The sequence below is a fragment of the Brevibacillus laterosporus genome (genome assembly GCF_030489605.1).
Classification (GTDB): Bacteria; Bacillota; Bacilli; order Brevibacillales; family Brevibacillaceae; genus Brevibacillus_B; species Brevibacillus_B laterosporus_E.
The window spans coordinates 307,233-327,500 of sequence record NZ_JAUKFY010000002.1 but is presented as its reverse complement, the minus strand read 5'-3'; the positions used below and the strand labels follow the sequence as shown (position 1 = coordinate 327,500).

At 42.2% G+C, this 20,268-nt stretch carries 3 protein-coding genes; all 3 read right to left on the bottom strand.

From position 1 onward, the window contains the following. Positions 1-2: 2 nt before the first annotated feature. On the bottom strand, positions 3-3,815 hold the full coding sequence (locus QZ995_RS03300) for a type I polyketide synthase (RefSeq protein WP_301802958.1): 3,813 nt from the start codon (positions 3,813-3,815) through the stop codon (positions 3-5). Positions 3,816-3,820: 5 nt separating this feature from the next. Then, positions 3,821-14,164 (bottom strand): SDR family NAD(P)-dependent oxidoreductase, encoded by a 10,344-nt coding sequence (locus tag QZ995_RS03295; protein ID WP_301802957.1) that lies wholly within the window; start codon positions 14,162-14,164, stop codon positions 3,821-3,823. A 67-nt stretch (positions 14,165-14,231) separates the two neighbouring features. Next, positions 14,232-20,231: an SDR family NAD(P)-dependent oxidoreductase gene (locus QZ995_RS03290; RefSeq protein WP_301802954.1), complete on the bottom strand. Its 6,000-nt coding sequence runs from the start codon at positions 20,229-20,231 to the stop codon at positions 14,232-14,234. Positions 20,232-20,268 lie beyond the last annotated feature (37 nt).

The window sequence follows — 20,268 nt, the reverse complement described above, 5'->3', positions numbered from 1 at the left end:
CCCTATTCATGTTCTTGTAAATACTGAAGTAGAATACGATTAAACTCCTCATAATGAGTGATATTACATCCATGACCACCGTTTATCTCGACTAATCTAGCTTGCGGAATTTTTGTTACTAATTGATTTGTTTGATAATAGAAGCCCATGATGTCTCGTTTCGCTGATACGATCAATGTTGGCACAGAAATATCTCCCAGGATTTTGTAGGTATTTAATTTACCTTGTCTTTCGATGTCGTTATATTGGAAGGCAACTGGATTTACAAATTTGCTGGCTTGAATCAATTCATACGCACCTTTTCGATAATTCACATAGAAATCAAGCTGAAAGGCGTCTTTCAAGGATTGTTCATCCCATAATTGATTCATGTCGCAGAAACTTGTTACCAATGCTAAGGAAACAACCTTTTCAGGAAATTGCGCTGCAAAGGTTTGGGCAAGCATTCCTCCCCAGGAAGTTCCAACCACATAAAGAGGAGAAGGTATTTGTAAGATATCTAATACCTCACAAACCGTATTAGAAATACCCTGAAAAGTAAGATCGCCGTTATCCTCACTTAAACCGACTCCTGGCGGGTGGATAATAATGAATTGACAATCCCCTCGCAGCTCTTTTATTTGGTAGTACCACTGGGAAGCGGTTAAACCGAAACCGCAGAATAACAGAACCGTTTTTTTCCCGTTTCCACAGATAACTGCTTCAACCTGTCTGGAGGTTTGGGTGCGAATCAGAAGATGATGGAAATCATTTCCTTGCCCTCTCAATGACTGAAACTCTGCGATAGTTGATTCATGTCTACTGATCGGCTGTCCAGCCTTCATATTTTTCCAGTAAGTATTCAAATCTTCTGGAAAAGTAAAATGATCACAGCAAATTCTCGTTATGACGCTGGCTGTTTCCTCGTCTTGTTCTGCACCCAATGCGTTTAGCTTTTGAATCTGGCTCCTAATAGTACGCTCGTCACCATATAACACGATCGTTTGAATGCTGTGTTGTGATAAGATATGGTCCAGTGCTGCTAATCCTGCGTTACTTGGCAATACAGATAACCCTGTTGAAGTGCTCATCATTTGTAACAAGTCTTCCTGAAGCTGCATTCCACCATCTGCCCATAGCGGCCAGTTTATTGTAAAGGTTTGACCGCATCTCTTGCCGCTCTTCACCAGTTCCTGTCGCTGTAAAGCAAACAAATCCATAGATGCGTTGGCACAAGCATAATCAGCTTGACCTATATTTCCCATAATGGCTGAAACTGATGAAAAAAGAACGAAAAATTCCAACTCATCATTCTCTGTGGCTCGGTCTAAATTCCATGTTCCCTTCCATTTTGGTGAGAGCACAGCTTGCAAGTCATTGGAATCCTTATGAAGGAGCAATCGATCTTGAATCACGCCAGCACAATGAATAATACCTGTGATGGGTCCCAGCTCTTCTCTAATGGACTGAAAAGCTTGAGCTGTGTCTTCCTGTATGCATAAGTCTACTTCTATATAACGCACGTCCGCTCCCATTTCCATTAAGCGATAGATTTGTCGCTGTTTCTTTTGATCCAACTGGGAACGTCCTAATAAAGCAAGCTTAATACCTCTCTGCTGTGCTAGATCACTGGCAATTAAATACCCTAAGCCACCTAACCCGCCTGTAATAACATATACACCATGCTCCATTACATAATGAGATCGGGGGGTAGATCCAGGAGTCATTTCTCTTAGCTGATAAACATACCGGCTTAAGTCCTTGTCCCGATATTGAATGCTAACTACCCCTTTATCGTGACAACGTGCCTCTTTTTCCAGCAAGACTGCGATTTCATGTGCGCGCGTCTTATTCAAATTTTCAAAATGAATGATTTGACTGTGTATTTTTGGTTGTTCTAGGTAAGCTGTCCTGAGCATTCCTTCTAAAGCATCAGCGTATTTATCTACTTCACTTGAACCAGCTACAATCTGAATGAGAATGTCCGTTACGGGTTTACGCTGTAACAGTTCCTGAATATGGATAAGACATTCCTTGCACTTAACTTCAAATTGATCAATAATGTCCACCTCATCGGATTTCAAGGCAAACACATTCTCAATCTGCAAATGTCGCTTCAATTCAGCTTGTAGGCCCATATCATCATGAAATAAGAGGACAACTTGCTTGCGACTGTTATTGGAAGAGCTATTTTCCTTTAACCCTAACTTTTTCCAGTATCGATTAATATAAAGAACAGTAGCTTGCTCAGCTTGTAATTGGCTCGTCAAAGGCGAAACAGCTGTTTCTTCTGTATCCACTTTGGCTTCAGCTATAAAAGCTTCCCTCCAAATTTCCAGCAAATATTCAGACAGATGAGCAACTGTTGAATATTCAAATAATAGAGTTGGATAGAGGGGGGCATCTACCTTTTTCTCTAAAATTTTGACAAGACTTAGTAAATGGGTTGAGTCTAATCCTAATTCATAAAAGCCTGTATGCAACGGGATGTCTTTAGGATTTGTTTGTAGTACGGAGGCAATTTCTTGTTGCAGGTATGAGCGAATTAAATCCGCACGTGACTCCGGCGGTTTAGCGGTACCATATTCTGTGGCAAAAACTGGTTCAAAATTGTCTAGCAAATATTGAGATAAACTTTCTACCGTCGAATATTCGAACAGCAGAGTTGGGTACAGCGCTGTCTTTACTTTGTTCTCCAAAACCTTTACAAGACCTAGTAATTGCGTAGAATCTAGTCCCAGCTCATAAAAACCGGTGTTCGTTTGCACGCTCTCTGCATTTATTTTCAGCACGTCTGCTATTTCTTGCTGTAAATATATTTGAATAGAGGCTAGATGAGGACTCTCTCTTCCTTGGTTTATGATCCTTGCTGGCTGTATCATCTCACCCTGTCCGCCTGCATACGCAATTGGATAAGCCTTTGCGGTGTCACTTATTTGAAGGGAGCTTGTTTTCGTTAATTTTTTAATAAGCTGTGGCTCCCTAACTCGTTTTACAGTGAATTTATTATATTCGACTAATACATCACCTCCTTCATTAAAAATTGTAATATCACGAGATACAATATCTGGGGCAGTTGATATCTTTTCTTGAAGTGTTGTCTGCTCGGTGTACGTATACACCTTATTTGGCAGTGGCTTATAGATGCAAAAACGTTCAAGCATAAACGGTATATAAGGCGTATTCTCCTGAAAAATATTATATTGCATCCCCGTCACCATAAAAGACGCTCCAGCTAAACATGCTCCGTCTAAAAAAGCGGCATGGGCATAAAATTTATCGAGATAGGCTTCAGCTAGGCTACTGAGTCTAAGCTCCATTAATTCCCGATTCCCCCGTTGATACACCGTGCCTTCCGTTTTCATGAAAGTATCATGGAAGATTTTCGTCTTTCGCACTAAATCGTACATTTGATCCATATCCCACTGCTTGGCGGATTGCTTCATGAAGGCTTTCACATCGAGCGCTTGGGAGTTGTTCCTATTATTCATAACATACATAAAGCATTCCATGTTTACTTCCATTTGCTGATCGATAATCACATCATCTTTTATTTTTTGGCTGGTAATCGTCACTTTCCAGTAAGAATCAATAGGTGTAAACGTAACATAAATATTCTTGTCAAAATACTCTGATGTCACTATGGGCTGCTTGAACAAAACCTGTCTCAACTCTATAGGCTGTTTATCGACATACAGAGCCGCTACACGATAAACCATATCCATGAGAGCTAAGCCTGGAACAGCACAAATGCCATGAACACGGTGATCTTGTACTAAATAGTGACTATGATACAACCGCTGTAAAAAAGTCTCTTGTACTTGTGTTTGCTTCATCTCATTTATTCTCCCTTATGCTTAACTCGGATCGGCTTATAATAAGCAAGGTTTTCCTCGGTTCGTTTGTCATTTCGTTCATGTTCTTCTATATTAGTTGCGTCTTGGCTTCCTTCTGGCCAGTATCTTTTTCTTTGGAATAATATGTTTGGATTGATGCTTTCCGGAGGTACTCGATGTGTTCGGGGAACGCCTTCATTACTCACAATGATATGAGCGTTGTTTCCGCCCAATCCAAACGCACTAATTCCTGCACGCAAAACAGCATATTTACTTGTCCATTTCATAGGCCCCTGCACGATAAAAAATGGGGATTCTTCAAAATGAAAACGTGGATTCGGTTGTTCACAATGCAATGTGGCAGGAAGCTCCTCATGAACAAGCGATAGTAATACCTTAATAAAACTGGCTACCCCTGCAGCACTCATCAAATGCCCGATATTACTTTTCACACTGCCTACACCACAAAACTGTTTTTGCATCGTGTGCTTTTTAAATACTTGGGTCAAAGCTTTTAATTCAATCGGGTCCCCAATCAAAGTGCCAGTACCGTGTGTTTCCACATAGCTTATGGTCTCTGGGTTTATGTTTGCATCTACAATCGCTTTTTCAATCAATTCTCTCTGCGCCTCTGGATTTGGAGTTGTAATGCCCATTGTGTTGCCATCATTATTAATCGCTGAGCCCTCAATCACGCCATAGATTTTATTGTTATCTCGAATGGCCTGCTGTAGAGGCTTTAAAATGATGACTCCGCAGCCTTCTCCAAGACCTATTCCATCCGCTTCAGCGCTAAAGGTTTTGCAACGTCCATCCGGAGATAATACATTAGCTGCACTCATAGCAATATAAGGTGATTCATCTAATAAAATGTCTACTCCCCCTGCTAAAGCAAGCTCGCTTTCTTTATTTTGAATGCTTCTTACAGCTAGATGAATGGCTGTTAACGAGCTTGAGCAAGCCGTATCAATCACCATGTTAGGTCCTTTAAAGTTATATACATGGGCTAAATGCGCTGCAATGAAGTTTTGCCCAGTCCCCACAATGGTATCCTTCGTGCTTTGATCCAGCTTTTGAGAAAAGTTGCTAGCTCTCGAGCCTACAAAAACTCCTACCTGCTTATTCCACAGTTCTTTTTCGTTGTAGCCAGCATCAAGAAGCGCTTCTGCACTCACCTCTAATAATTGTCGTTGCAAGGGATCAATTTGAGCGGCTAATGATTTTGAGATATGGAAATAATCAGGATCGAAATCTTCAATGGAATCTAAGAAGCCTCCCCATTTACTTTTCGTTTTTCCTTCGGTGTAATCGTTTAAGGTGTAAAGCTTTTTACTATCCCAACGAGATTTTGGTATTTCACGAATACTGTCCTTTCCCGCGATTAGATTTGCCCAATATTCTCTTGCATTCCTCGCATCTGGAAAATGACAAGCTATGCCGATGACGGCGATTTTATCCGTATGATTCAGCTTATTTTCATGCTCATCGATTACATTGGATCGTTCTGGTTCTGCGACGTACCTATGTTCAATCATAGGCTTTACATGAGTTTTTTCGCTTTTGATTGAGAATAATGTCGCTAATACATCTGGGTAGGATTCGATCAAATAGGAAGCCAGACGTCCTATTGTCGGATATTCCAACAGGATAGAAGGATCTAAGGCCACAACCTTTAATTCACGGTCCATTTTCGTAACAATTTGAGCTAATAAGATAGAATCCATTCCATATTCTTGAAATAGGCTATCAGCATCAATCTGGGAAGCATCTAGCATGAATTCCTTTGAAAATAAGGCGAGTAGCCACGCTTGCGTTTTTTTCATTAGCTCGTCATCAACAAATTCCTCGTTAGTCAGGGTTTCTTGCTTTACCTGAACATGCTGTACACCAGTAGCTTTTTTCTGCGTTTGCATAAGCGTTTCTGGTTTCCAAATGGGCGATTGAATCACAGCAGGAAGAATAACCGGTCCTAGCTTATTAGCTAAAATCTGATCTAGGAGGGAAAGCCCTTCTTTATTTGTCATACTGATCATTCCAGATTGTTCATAGGCGCTGCTTTTTACTTCTCCCATACCGGTCTCTTTCCAGCTTGGCCATTGAATGCTTACAATTGGGCAGGAATGAGCATGAGCTTCACTGAAATAGTCCATATAGGCATTAGCCATCGCATAATCACTTTGACCTGCTCCTAAGCTGGGAACAATGGCAGAAACGGATGAAAACAATACAAAGAATTGTAATGGTTCTTCTTTGAGACTGTTGTAGAGTACGTTTAAACCCTGAATCTTAGGTTCCAGCACCTGATTAATTGTTTCTAAGGATTTTCGTATAAATGCCGGGTTTTCCAGATCTACAGAACCCGCACAATGAATCACCCCACCTATTGGCCCCATTGAGCGCTTCACTTTCTCTACACTACTGCGTACCTCATCCTCGTCTGATAAAGCTATGGACAATACTTGGATTTGGGCTCCTGACCGTTCCAATTGTTCAATGGCTCTGATTTTATGAGCTGTAGGTGATTGTTGTTCTTTATATAAGTCCCATGCTTCCCGCGGTGGCAGCGGTTCCCGACCGGTTAACACAATTTGCTTCACACCATAGTTTTCCACAAAATGCTTCGCACATAATAATCCGAGTCCTCTTGTTCCTCCTGTAATCCATAACACATGAGCAGGAGAGAAATTCAGCTTTTGACTACTCCAATCCATTTTAGCCTGCTCTACATCGAGATAAGCTCGGTATCGATGTCCATCCCGGTAACAGACCTCCACATCCTGACTTTCTGCAAATAACTCCTCGACGATTTGATCTGCAAGCACATGATCGTCAAGATGTCGTTCTACATCCATGTGTCTTGAACAAACATAGCTGTATTCACTTTGTAACGTACGATACAACCCAACGCGTGAAGCTCCTGCTATATTTATTGAGCCATTTTTAAAAGCTTCCAGCCCTTTTGTGACACATAAAAGCACAATATCTTCTTTTTTTCCTAGCCCGATTATATGTTGAAGAGTGAATAGCCAACTCATGTCGGTTTGATCTGGAGCACCACATCCGGCTAGATCAATAATACCCGCATATTGTTTCCACTCCTCTTGTGCTTGGTCTGGCTGTCGTGGTATTTCATGCGCATTCATGATTCGTGTATTGGTAATACGTTCGGAGATTCGCTTCGCTAAAGCCTTTGTTTCATTCGTTGTTAAAATGGCAATGGTTCCATGTAATTCCTTCGTTTTATTCACACTGGCTAACTTCCAATGTTTTGTGACAAAGCAATCCGTACGTGATTCCATCTTGCCGTGATGACTCGATTCCGTTGTGGTTTTTACAAAGGTAGATGCTAATGAACCCCGGCGAGATGGAGAAATCCAATATGGTTCTTTGGCGAAAGGATAGGTGGGCAAGCTTATTTTCCGGGGCTTAATTTCCCCATATAATTCGTTCCAGTCTATATGCAAGCCCTTTACCCATAGACGCAGTATTTTTGCATATTTTTTACGCTCTATCCACTTTTGAACAGCCTCTTGTAATTCTTCATCTGCAAGAAAGATAGATACTGTCTCTTTATGTTGCTTCACTTGCCCTTGGTACACATTTTCCACATTTGCTTGATTATTACACAAGCCCCTAAGCTTCTCTTCAAGCTCACCGATAGACTCCACAATCATTCCCAGACGTTCTTCCATTGCCTCTCTTCCTGTTTGTAACGTATACGCTATATGTGGCAAATCGCGATCGGCATAAGCTTGCTCCTGAAGTGCAGCTAATAATTGGTTAACCTGCTCCTTCAAGCGTTCTTCATTTTTGGCAGAAAGAACAATGATAACCGGATGGTTGTGGTGTGAACCCCTAGATTGCACTTCTTCGCGCGGGATAAATTCCTCCACGATTACATGTGCATTTGCTCCTCCCGCACCGAAGGATGATATACCCGCTATTCTGGGGCATTCTTGGGCTACCCCATTCATTTCTATGACAGGTCTCTTCCATTCACCGAGCTTTTGCTGAACTGTGAAGGGAGTTTTGGCAAAATTGATATTTGGGTTTAATTCCTGTGCATGCAAACTTGGAACTAGCTGCTGATGCTTCATTTGAAGAATAATTTTTGTTAGCCCTGCTATGCCTGCTGCGGCTTCTAAATGACCAATATTACTCTTCACAGAGCCGATTGCGCAGAAATTCGTATCTTGCGTATCTTTGCTAAAGGCCTGCTGAAGACCTGTGATCTCAATAGGGTCTCCTAACTCCGTCCCTGTGCCATGAGCTTCAATATAACTGATGGTTCGTGCATCTATTCCTGCTTTCTCCATTGCTTCTCGCACAAGTTCACCTTGGGCTACTGGATTTGGTACCGTGTACCCATTAGTTTTCCCACCATGATTAATGCTCGTTGCACGGATTAAGGCATGAACCTGATCACCATCTTCAAGAGCTTTTGAAAGAGGCTTTAATAAAACCGCCCCCACACCCTCTCCAGGAACAAAACCATCGGCAGCTTGTCCAAAGCTTTTGCATTTTCCTTGTGCAGAAAGCATTTGTTGTCCACATAATTGAATGTAAGTAGATGGATGCAAATATAGATTAACCCCGCCGGCTATAGCCATCTCACATGCTCCATGACGGATATGCTCACACGCTTCGTGTATAGCTGTCAGAGAAGAGGAACACATCGTATCAATTGGCATGCTTGGGCCTCTTAGGTTAAGTAAATACGATACTCGATTCGCAATAGAACTAAACGAGGTATACGGGAATAACTCCTCCCCCTGCTCCCATAGCGGTGGACCGTATAACTGAAACCCTGTTTTCGTAATGCCAGCGAATACTCCGATTCGTCCCTTATGCCGCGAAGCTAGCAGTTCCTTGGTATATCCTGCATCCTCAAGGACTTCCCAGCAAGTTTGAATGAATAAACGTTCCTGCGGATCCATATTCATTGCTTCACGAGGTGAGATAGAAAAGAACAAAGGATCAAAGCTGGCAAAATCTTGGAGAAAGCCGCCCCATTTGCAATAGCTTTTTCCCTTAGCAAAAGCGTCTTTTCGATTCGGTTCATAGAACGTTTCCGTTGACCAACGTTCTTCGGGGATTTCTACTATACAATCCTTTCCCTGAGCAAGGTTATGCCAGAATTGTTGCAAAGTGCTTGCCTGTGGATAATGACCACTCATGCCAATGATTGCAATCGGTTCAAGCTGATCTGATGGGTTTTGCTCCAAAGGCACATAGCTAGGTGATTCTTTTGCTCGTTTACCAGTGATCTGCTGACCAGGTAATTCTTTTATCACGCTTTGTTCTGGTGCTGATATCTGTGTCTCGACCTTCCGCATCTGAGCTAGCCCTGTCCATTCCAGACACTGCTCCAGATACTGTTGGGTAAAATATTGTGTTAATTCCTGCACTGTTTGATATTCATAGAAAATCGTTTTTGAGCACTCTCCAAAAATCCCTTCAAGCTTTTGATTCAGTTCAATGATGACCAGTGAATCAATTCCATATTGATCTAAAGTCTCGAAAGCATCAATTTGATCAACGCTTATCTTCAATTGTTCCCCCAGCAGACTTTTCAATTTCATCTGGGTTCTTTCTTCTAAATCAGCCTTATCAATCTGACGAACAGCTTGCTCAATGGCAGGCTCCATTTTAACCGCTTGTTTTGTCGTAAAATAAGACCTGAGCTTAGGTACGTCACCTTGCATAAGCACCAATCTATTCTTTTTAGCTGTAAACATTTGATAGATATTTTCAATGCCAGTTTTAGATTCAATCCCAATCATACCGGTACTATGCTGTAACATTTTTTCCGTTTCTCGGTCAACGTGCATACCGCCATCCTTCCAAAGCGGCCAGTTAATGGAGTAGGTTAGACCCTTACGCTGATCTGCATGGGCTAATTGATTCCGATACTCAGCGTAGCAGTCCATAAACGCATTCCCCATTGCATAATCTGCTTGTCCCGGATTGCCTATGGCCCCGGACATGGATGAAAATAAAAGGAAGAAATCCAATGGAATGTCTTGGGTAGCTTCATCCAGATAAATGGTTCCTGCTACTTTGGGAGAGAGAACGTTTAGTACCTCATCCGTATTTTTCTTCAATATATAATTATCTTGAATGATTCCCGCACTATGAATGATCCCATGTAGACTTCCAATCTGTTCCTTAATTTGTCTAATCAAGTTCTCTACTTCATCTTTCTTCGTCATATCAGCTTGTTTATAAATAACTTTGGCACCTAGAGATTGCAGCTCCTGTAACTTCGCTGTTTTCTCTTCCTTCCATTCAGATCTGCCGGTAAGGATTAACGTTACATTTTTGCTTTTTTGCACAATTTCTTCTGCAAAAATAAGTCCTAATCCGCCAGCTCCACCTGTTATAAGATAAACACCCTGATCCTTCCAAGGAATCGTAATGGCTTTCGCTGCGTCTTCTCGTTCCTTCCAACCAGCGACCCACCGTTTTCCTTTTTCATATCGAATATGCCTGTCCTCAGGATATTGCTTCTCATTGATTATGTTTTCAAACAGTTCGGTATGGCTGACTCCTTGCTCTATTTCAATCATTTGTCCAAGAATTTTTGGATTTTCCAGTCTGGCGGTTTGCAATAATCCTACAAGTCCTGAAAAAACCTGCTGTTCTCCTTGATAAGAGCCAACTATTTGAATCAAAACATTCCCTTTTGGTTTGGACTGGATAATCTGTTGTACGGTTTTAAAAGCTCCTACGGCATAACACTCAAACCTTTGTTCAAGTCTGACGTTATCTGAATGTAACGGAATAAAGGTAATCCCATTTGATTGTGCTGCCAACTGATCCTGTAAATGGGCAAATGGTTCACCAAGCATTACAAGGTGCTGATCGTAAGTCGGCACGTGCTTTTTTTGAATGATTTGTTGTTCCTGCCAGACTGGCTCAAGAACGATCTTGTTGATCTGCCCATCATTTTTAGGCTGATTCTCCTCTTCTTCCGGTATCCAATAACGTTCCTTTGCAAACGGATAGGTTGGAAGAGGTATTCTCGAATAATGGTTTTGTAAAAACAATTGCTCAAATTCAAGTTCATAGCCTTGCGTATACAAGGAGGCTACGATAGACAAATGTTTTCGATAAGCATTGGCATCTGTTTCAATCCTTACTTTTTGAATGCACTCATTCCCATATTGCTTCATCGTTATTTGTTCCTGATGCCCCTTTTTATCGACAACAGAAGCATATACCCCAGTGGCTTCTCCTGTTTCTAACCATTTTTTCAGGGCATCCACAAGCTCATTCTGCTCATGCACAACGCAAGCTAGACGATGATTACAGTGTTTTCTTCCCATGAGCAATGTATAGCTCATATTGCCGTAATCAGCCTGATCCGTACGTTCACAATACTGGATAAGGTGTTTCACCTGCTGATGTAGCTGAGCCGGTGTACGAGCAGATAAAGTGATTACATGGCCTGGTTTGATTTCAGAAGCCTTCTTTACATATGGCGCTTCTTCAATAACCATGTGTGCATTTGTTCCACTAAATCCAAAGGAACTGATGGCCGCGCAACGCTTCATGTTTGGTTTCACAGACCAATTACTAAGCTTAGTATTTACATAAAAAGGACTGTCTTCAAAATTAATATTTGAATTACCGTTTTCAAAATGCAGCGTTGGTGGAATTTGTTTTTGCTGTAAGGACAATAAGATTTTAATAAGTCCTGCTACCCCTGCTGCAAATGTTAAATGACCAATATTACTTTTTATTGATCCAATTGCACAATAATTTTTCTCATTTGTATAGTTGCTAAAGGCTCGTGTCAAAGCTTTATATTCGATGGGGTCACCAAGCCTTGTTCCTGTGCCATGCGCTTCAACCATTTGGATGTGCTGCGGGTTGATATGAAACGTATCGTATACTTCTCGCTGTAAACGTTCCTGAGATTTCGAACTTGGCGCTGTAATTCCATTGGTTGTCCCATCCTGATTAATAGCTGAGCCGCGAATAACCCCATAAATATGATCTCGGTCAGCTATCGCATCTGAAAGTCGTTTAAGTACGACCACCCCGGCTCCTTCACCAAGCACAAAGCCATCCGCACGTTCGTCAAATGTATAGCAGCGGCCTGTAGGAGATAACATTCCAGCACGATTTGTAAATTGATAGATTCCCGGTGTTGATTGAATGAATACGCCACCCGCTATGGCCATCTCAGTTTCGTTTGCCCATAAACCCTGACAGGCTAGATGAATGGCTACCAGAGAGCTTGAGCATGCTGTATCTACAGCGATGGCAGGACCCTGTAAGTCCAAATAGTAAGCAATCCGTGCCGGAATGATGGAATTTGCCGTACCCCAGAAGGCCTGCGGTGGTGGATTATGGCCAAGCAGCTGTTGGTAATCATTCGCACCGCATCCTACGTAGATGCCGCATTTTTTCCCTTGAACACCTGCGCCAGCATACCCCGCATCCTCTAAGGCCTTCCATGTTTCTTCTAAAAAGATTCGTTGCTGTGGGTCCATATATTCAGCCTCAGAGCCTGAGATATTGAAAAAAAGCGGATCAAACCGATCGATATGATCTAAGAAGCTGCCTTGATGACAGTCGCTCATACCCTGCTTATCATACTTTGATAAATTCCAGCGAGATACTTCCTCGACTAAATCGTTGCCACTAGCAAGATGCTTCCATAGCTCTTGGACTGTTTCTGATTTTGCGAAGCGCCCACTGATACCAATGATCGCGATATCCGTTTTATTCCTTGTATTTCCAATACCACTGTCAGATTCAGCTTTGCCAATGGAAACAGGCTGAGAAGTCATATCCTCTTGATACTTTGTTTCCTTTGCCGGCGTTGTGATTGGTTTTGCATCCTGTACCATATTTTTAGATAACGGCTGCATAATGACCGTATTATACTCAGCAATAATATGCGAAGCTAATAAAGTGACAGAGCTATAATCAAATAACGTAGTCGTATCTAATGTAATATGCAATGCTTGATTAATTGCTTGTACAAGCTTTACCCCTGTAATGGAATCTACTCCATAATCAGAAAACGATTCATGCTGATCAATCATTTGCGCATCAATTAGTAGTGATTCTGAAAGCTTTTGAATAATCGTGTTCCTTACATAATCAAGCATTTTGGCTTTGATTCCCTGATCCTCTGTAGAAGCAATCCTTTGTTGGTTGGATGCCGCAGGCTTTCTCTCCTTTCTTTTTTGATCAGTGCTTGTTTCTTTTGAAAAGTCTTGTTTGTATCGTATAAGTCCATCACTTTTGGCAGCGACAATTTGTTGCCCCAGCTCCTGAGCATCAATTGCCGGAAATGAGACGGAGGTAAAGCCTTCTGCTGTTAATGCCTTTTTCCAGCCTTCTGCACATAGCGCCGGGCAGCCTGGGATTCGAAGTTTGTCATCTTCATACAGCCACCATCCCTCTAGCAGCCCAAATGTAAGATGATGAAACAATGTCTTCTCTGTGATTTCATTTATGACAATGATTCCGTTTCTCTTTAACAAGGCTTTCGCATGTCTTAGCGTTTGATGAATGTTGGGGGTTGCATGCAGGACATTGGCTGCGATGACCACATCATAACTACCCATATCTACCTTCTGCTCGGTGATCGATTTATTGATGTCTAGCATTTGAAAGGTTAAAAAAGGATGGCTAGACTCATACTCCTTTGCGCCATGCATGAGAAACGCTTTGGAAATATCGGTATAGCAGTATTCCTGAATGTAGCCGTGATAGGGAGTTAATTTTTGTAAAACGCTAGCACTTGTCCCCCCCGTACCAGCTCCGATCTCTACTATCCGAAGTTTTACATCGGATTTGCGATCTATCTGATCCTGTACATAAGAAATGACGGTATGAGCTAGCACATTATTAAAATAATCTGCCATCTGATTATGTTTATAAATTCCCTCAACCAATTCCATAGAGGAATGAGGAAACATGAAATCGGTAGCTTTTTTTGATCCAGTCAAAATATCGGGCAATGCACGTAGCATCGTTTCAGCTAATAGTACCTTCGCCCTTATGCTGCTATCCTCCAGCCACTCTCGCTTCTTACGATCCCACTCGTTCCATAGTAATTCCTGAGACACCAGAGCTTCGTTACATATGTGAAATGTTTCCCCAGTTTGAATAATATACTGCTTCTCAGCCAAAAATTCTAAACTTACCTCCAGCCATTTGTCATAAAAACCAGGTAATTTGGTTTGAGCTTGAAAACGAGAGTGAGGGTTACTTGAGATCAAGCCTGCAGTTGACAATTGAGTCATCAGCAGCTTCATCAATAATCCCTGCATTACTTCCATTTGTTTTTTCTCTTCATATATTTCTTTACGTTGGAATGCTTGCATGTTCATCTCTCCACACATCAAGATTCGATAAGCCAGAATCCTTTTATTTTACATTAGAGTAATTTTATTACACCAAAACAAAAGAATGTCCCTTGTTAACATTGATCCACGTAGAAGACGTAGTCATTTTTGCAAACGCTAATTGATTCATCGGTCCGACCAAAAGGGCTTCTAATGCACTCATTGCTTCTGGAGGCTCAATTGAACCAACCCCTCTGCTTTTCATCCGTCTTTGATACTCCTCGGACGCTACCGTACCTACCGTTCCCCAATACCCCCAGTTCATCACCTTTACGGCACACGGCCATTCCAGGGCTAATTGGCTGGCAAAAGCATCCTTAAAGGTACAGCCTGCTACATAGTTGCTTTGTCCAGCGGCTTTTACAAACGAATTCATTGACGAGAAAAATAACACGAAATCAAGCGGCTCATCCTGAAATACCGCTGCTATATTCACACTCACATCCACTTTGACACGAAGTCCACCCCGGAATCTTTCCTCCTCCATATTCGCCAGACTTTTATCCAGCAACACGATGGCAGAATGGACGATTCCATGAATGGAGCCGTATTGCTGTTTGATTTCTTCGTAGGCGCGGTACAGCTCTTCCTGGTCTGTTGCATCTGCCACGAAATAGCTCGGTGCGGGGCCGATTGATGCTAGCCGGTCTATCTTTGCTTGAATATTGGCATCCTTTTCTCTTCTGCCAATCCAAATCACCTTGGCCTCGTACATCCGAATCACGTATTCACTCCATACCTCGCCAATTCCCCCGGCGCCTCCGATCACGACATACACGCCACCGGTTTTATACAGCGTTTCCTCCTGCTTGTTATAACGGACAGGAACCAGCTCCTGCTGATGCCATTGCTGTTCCCGGTAAACGTAAGGGTTCCCGTCTGCATCACTTGGCAGGGTAAACAGCTCCTGCATGGGCCAGATCGCTAGGAATTCTAGGTCGATCACTCGGATTTTCCAATGGCTATATTCCTTGGCCAGCGTCCCCATTAAGCCGTGAATACTGGCATGGGTTGGGTTTACCTCATCGTATTTATGAAGAGGCTGAGCTTTTTGGGTAATTACCGTCCAGCCTATTTCCCTGCTATCGTACCCTAGGGCTAGCAAGCTTTTGATGATTTTAAAGAGATAAATCACCCCTTTTTCCTGTCCCTCGATGATGCTGTCGTCTGTTAGGGATGGCAGCTGCTCCGCCGGTGCAATCCATAGCATATGGTCGATCGGGTTGAGCTGGCTTAATTTCTGGACCATTTCCTCAACTGAATCATCATGATGAATGGATAGCACACGCGCATGCGGGTATTGCTTTCCGATTTCGTTCCAGATGGTTTCAGTGCCTCCAACTATGACGAGATTTTCATGTAACGCAGGAATCATTTGCTGCTTGCCAAAACATAGAGGTTCCCAAACAGGCGCTACCATAATAGCTTCTTCATCAATTGCGGAAAGCTTATCAGACTGGATCACTTCCTCTTGTACCTCAGATGTATGTGACGGCAATAATGAAGGCAGTTCATTGGATGGTTCCTGACTTGCTTTATTGTCATGCCCAATGGAATCCTCGTCTCTTTCAGGCACCCAGTAAAACTCTTTGGCAAACGGATAAGTTGGAAGCGGGATTCTCGCAAAGTGATCTTCTTCAAACAAATGCTCAAAATCTAATTCATACCCTTGGGTATACAAGGACGCGAGAATAGACAGTTGTTCAATATATTCATTGGCAGCCATATCCCCATTTATATTTCGCAGGCATTCATTTCCGTAGCGCTTTAATGCGATTTGCTCGCGTTGTTCATTTTTATTTACGATAGAGGTATATACATCTGGTGCTTTTCCTTTTTCTAGCCATCTTTTCAAAACATCTACGAGTTCATTGCGCTTGTGAACCACAAAGGCTAGGCGGTGATTAAAGTGCTTTCTTCCCAGCAATAAGGTGTAGCTCATATTTCCGTAGTGAACCTGCTCTGCTTTTTCACAATACTGAACGATTTGCTCCACTTGTTGCTTTAACTGGTCTTGTGTACGAGCGGATAATGTTAGTAAATAGCCCGGTTTTGATGAAGGTGTTAATTGTCTGCTCGGCGCTTCTTCGATAACCATATGTGCATTTGTTCCACTAAAGCCAAATGAGCTAATGGCTGCACAGCGCTTCTTGTTTGGTTCTGCCGTCCACTCTGTCAGTGAGGTATTGACATAAAAGGGACTATCTTCAAACTCGATATTTGGATTTCCCTTCTGAAAATGCAGTGTTGGCGGAATCTGTTTGTGCTGTAAAGACAATAAAATTTTAATGATGCCTGTGACTCCAGCCGCAAAGGCTAAATGTCCAAGGTTACTTTTTATTGATCCGATTGCACAATAATTTTTTTCATCCGTGTATTTCGTAAATGCCCGCGTCAAGGCCTGAAATTCGATTGGATCACCCAGCTTCGTGCCTGTTCCATGGGCCTCGATCATTTGAATGTGTCTGGGCTGAAGGTTAAAGGTATCATATACCTCTTGCTCCAATCGTTCTTGCGATTTGGCGCTAGGTGCTGTAATGCCATTTGTACTGCCATCCTGGTTGACTCCCGAGCCACGAATCACTCCGTAAATATGATCCCGATCCGCGATGGCATCAGACAAACGCTTCAGTATGATGACCCCAGCTCCCTCACCGGGAACAAAACCATCCGCCCGTTCGTCAAAGGTATGACAGCGACCAGCAGGAGACAGCATCCCTGCTCGATTCGACTCCAGATAAAAAGCAGGAGTCGATTGAAGGAAAACACCGCCGGCCAATGCCATCTCTGTTTCTTTGGTCCAAAGACTTTGACAAGCAAGATGGATCGCTACTAACGAACTGGAGCACGCAGTATCTACAGCTATCGCCGGACCCTGTAAATCGAGATAGTATGCAATGCGTGCCGGAATGATGGAAGCCGCATTTCCCCAAAATGAAGTGGCAGGAGGCTTCGTATCGAATAAATTTTGATAGTCTTTCCCGCTACAGCCCACATACACTCCACACTTCTTGCCCTGGACTCCCGCTCCGGCATATCCAGCGTCCTCTAATGCTTTCCAGGATTCCTCCAAAAAGATTCGTTGCTGCGGGTCCATATACATGGCCTCAACACCTGAAATATTAAAGAAGAGTGGGTCAAATTGGTCGATACGATCCACAAAACTGCCCTGATTACAATAGGAGGCACTTTCATCGTAATACTGTGATAAATCCCAACGCGATACCTCTTCTACAAGATCACGGCCCTTTGATAGATGCTCCCATAGCTCATCAACCGTTTTTGATTTTGCGAATCGTCCACTCATCCCAATAATCGCTATTGGTTCTCTCTGGATTGCTAGGGCTGGTATATATTGATATTGTTTCGGTAGCTGTACAACTATTTTTCCGATATTCTCTCGATTTTTCATACACTGATAAGCTTCTTTTATCTCGTCAAAAGAAAATACTTTATAGATAGTCGGCTGAATCACATTGTCCTTCACTAATCGAAGCATCTCGTTTCGATAATCACGTAGTGCGTTAGGCTGCTCCAGCATCAATTTTCTCAGATCAAGGCTTATAAAAGATTGATTGTTGCTTAAAATGGACAAATCAATGGCTCGGGCGCTTTTCAGTGCTGTCATCGCAATTTCAATGTATCTACCACCTATTGCTAGACAGCCTAAGCCTTTTTGAATCGCATCTCCTGCTAACGTATTGATGACGATATCAACCCCTTGGCCATTCGTCAGTCGATAGATTTCTTGCTCAAAATCAGACTCAATGTAATTAATTGCATGTGATACACCCATTTGCTTTACATACTCTAGCTTATGCTCAGAGCTTGCAGTCGCATAAATTTCAGCTCCATAATGCTTAGCCAGTTGGACAGCAATAAGTCCAACTCCGCCCGTTGCTGTTTGGATGAGAATTTTTTCGCCTTTCTTTACCTGTGCCCTACGAAAAGCAGCTATCACCGTCATTGATACAACGGGTAAGGAGCACGCTTCCTCAAAGGACAGCGAAGCAGGCTTGGGAAAAACATAGGCTGCCTTACATGTAAGTAAACTGGCCTGTCCAGCCAAATGCTCTCCCCCGCAATACACTACCTCATCTCCAAGACGGATCGTGCTCACCGCACTCCCCACTTCAACTACTACACCACTAGCTTCAAATCCAGGAGTAAACGGATAGGGGGGCATAGTCGGGTATAAGCCTTGTAAACATAATAGGTCCCCAAAATTTAAGGAAAAAGCTCGAATCGAAATTCTCACCTCATCTTCTTTCAATTCCAAAATATCTGACTCTACAATCTGAATATCATCGATTCCTCCTGGGGATTTAATAAGCACCCTATGAAACTTAGACCGTTCCCTCATAAGGGTTGAATGTTCATTCGGATGATTCATGCTAGCTTTTATAAAATCACTTTTTTCGATCCTTTTTTCGCTAGTTGCGGTTACTGTTCGTTGACTGTTTTGCATGTCCCCTTCTTTGTTCTCCTTAATTGAGCTTGAGACATCCAAAGGTTCTTGTGTGTCCAATAGAGCTCCTAGTGTCGGTCTATATTCCGTTATCATGTAGTGAACCAATTGATTCACGTTATTATAATCAAAGACAACAGTCGTTTGTAGCCGTGTATGACATCTATTATTAATGCGCTGAATAAGTTGAATGCCTATAATTGAATCTACACCGTACTCCGAAAAACTCTGATCATTATGAATCATTGCCTCATTGATCTTTAATTCTTCAGAAATGCTTTCCCGAATTATTTGGATAAGATGCTCCTCGATCATTTGATCCGTTATATTCATATGCTCCAGCTTGTCTTTCGGACTTTCCCATTCAGACTGCTTTTGTTGATGCTCCTTATGAGTATACAGTGTCTTTCTCTCATCTTTTTTGTTGTCTGCCATAGCTGTAACTGGGCCAAAGTCTTGAAGTTGTATGCTGACTCCATCGCTTTTTGCACAGATAATCTGTTGCTTATATTCGTTTTGTTCAGCTACGGGGAAGTCAATAGAATGGAATCCTTCCGATTTTAGTACCTTTTTCCAGCTATCTGGATATAAGCCTGGACAGCCCGGAATACGTAGAGCTGTATCTTCATACATCCACCAGCCTTGTAAAAAGCCAAAGGTAAGATGTGTAAACACAGAACGATCAGCTATTTCATTTAATAGCAATAAACCATTATTTTTCATTGCCGCTTTTACATTGCGTAGCGTATGACGGATATTTTTCGTGGCATGCACAACATTTGTAGCAATGACCAGATCATATCCGTTCGGATCAATATCCTGAGTGGCAACAGGTTGTTCAATATTAAAAATCTTAAATGTGACAAATGGATACTCTGGGCCATATTCCTTCTCTCCATGTCTAAGAAAAGCCAAAGAAAGATCTGTATAGCAATATTCCTCGATATACTCCTGATACGGCTTTAGTCTGGGAAGAACGCTGGCACTGGTTCCTCCCGTCCCGGCTCCAATCTCTAAGATTCGAATTGGTTTACTTGTAACGCTGCTTTGTATGCCACGCTCCTGCATAAACACGACTATTTTTTCAGCAAGTGCATCATTAAAGTAATCTGCGAGTAAATTGTGCTTATATACTCCTTCCACCAAAGACATGGATGATTGGGGAAACATGATATCGGTGGCAGGTTGTTTCCCTGTAAGTATGTCAGGTAACGCACCTAGCATCGTCTCTACCAATACAACCTGGGATTTTAGGTTATCATCTTTTAGCCACGCTTCCCTTCGATGTTCCCACTCTTTCCAAGCGCTGGTATCTTCAATAGATGTATTTTTCGTGACCGTATACGTTTCACCGTCAAATGACAAATACCCGCTCCTCGTAAATATAGCAAACGTCTCATCTACCCATTTTTTATATAAATCGATAATTCCTATTTTTGTTATAACAGTTGCTAGATTGAAGGAGTTAGATGTAAACATCTTTATCCCTCGACATTTTTCCCACAATAATTTGATTAGAAGCTTATCCATATCGTCCAATTGCTTCGTCACATAAATGAATTGATCATCATTTTTCATGTTTTATCTCTCCATTGATTGATTTTTGACGAATACG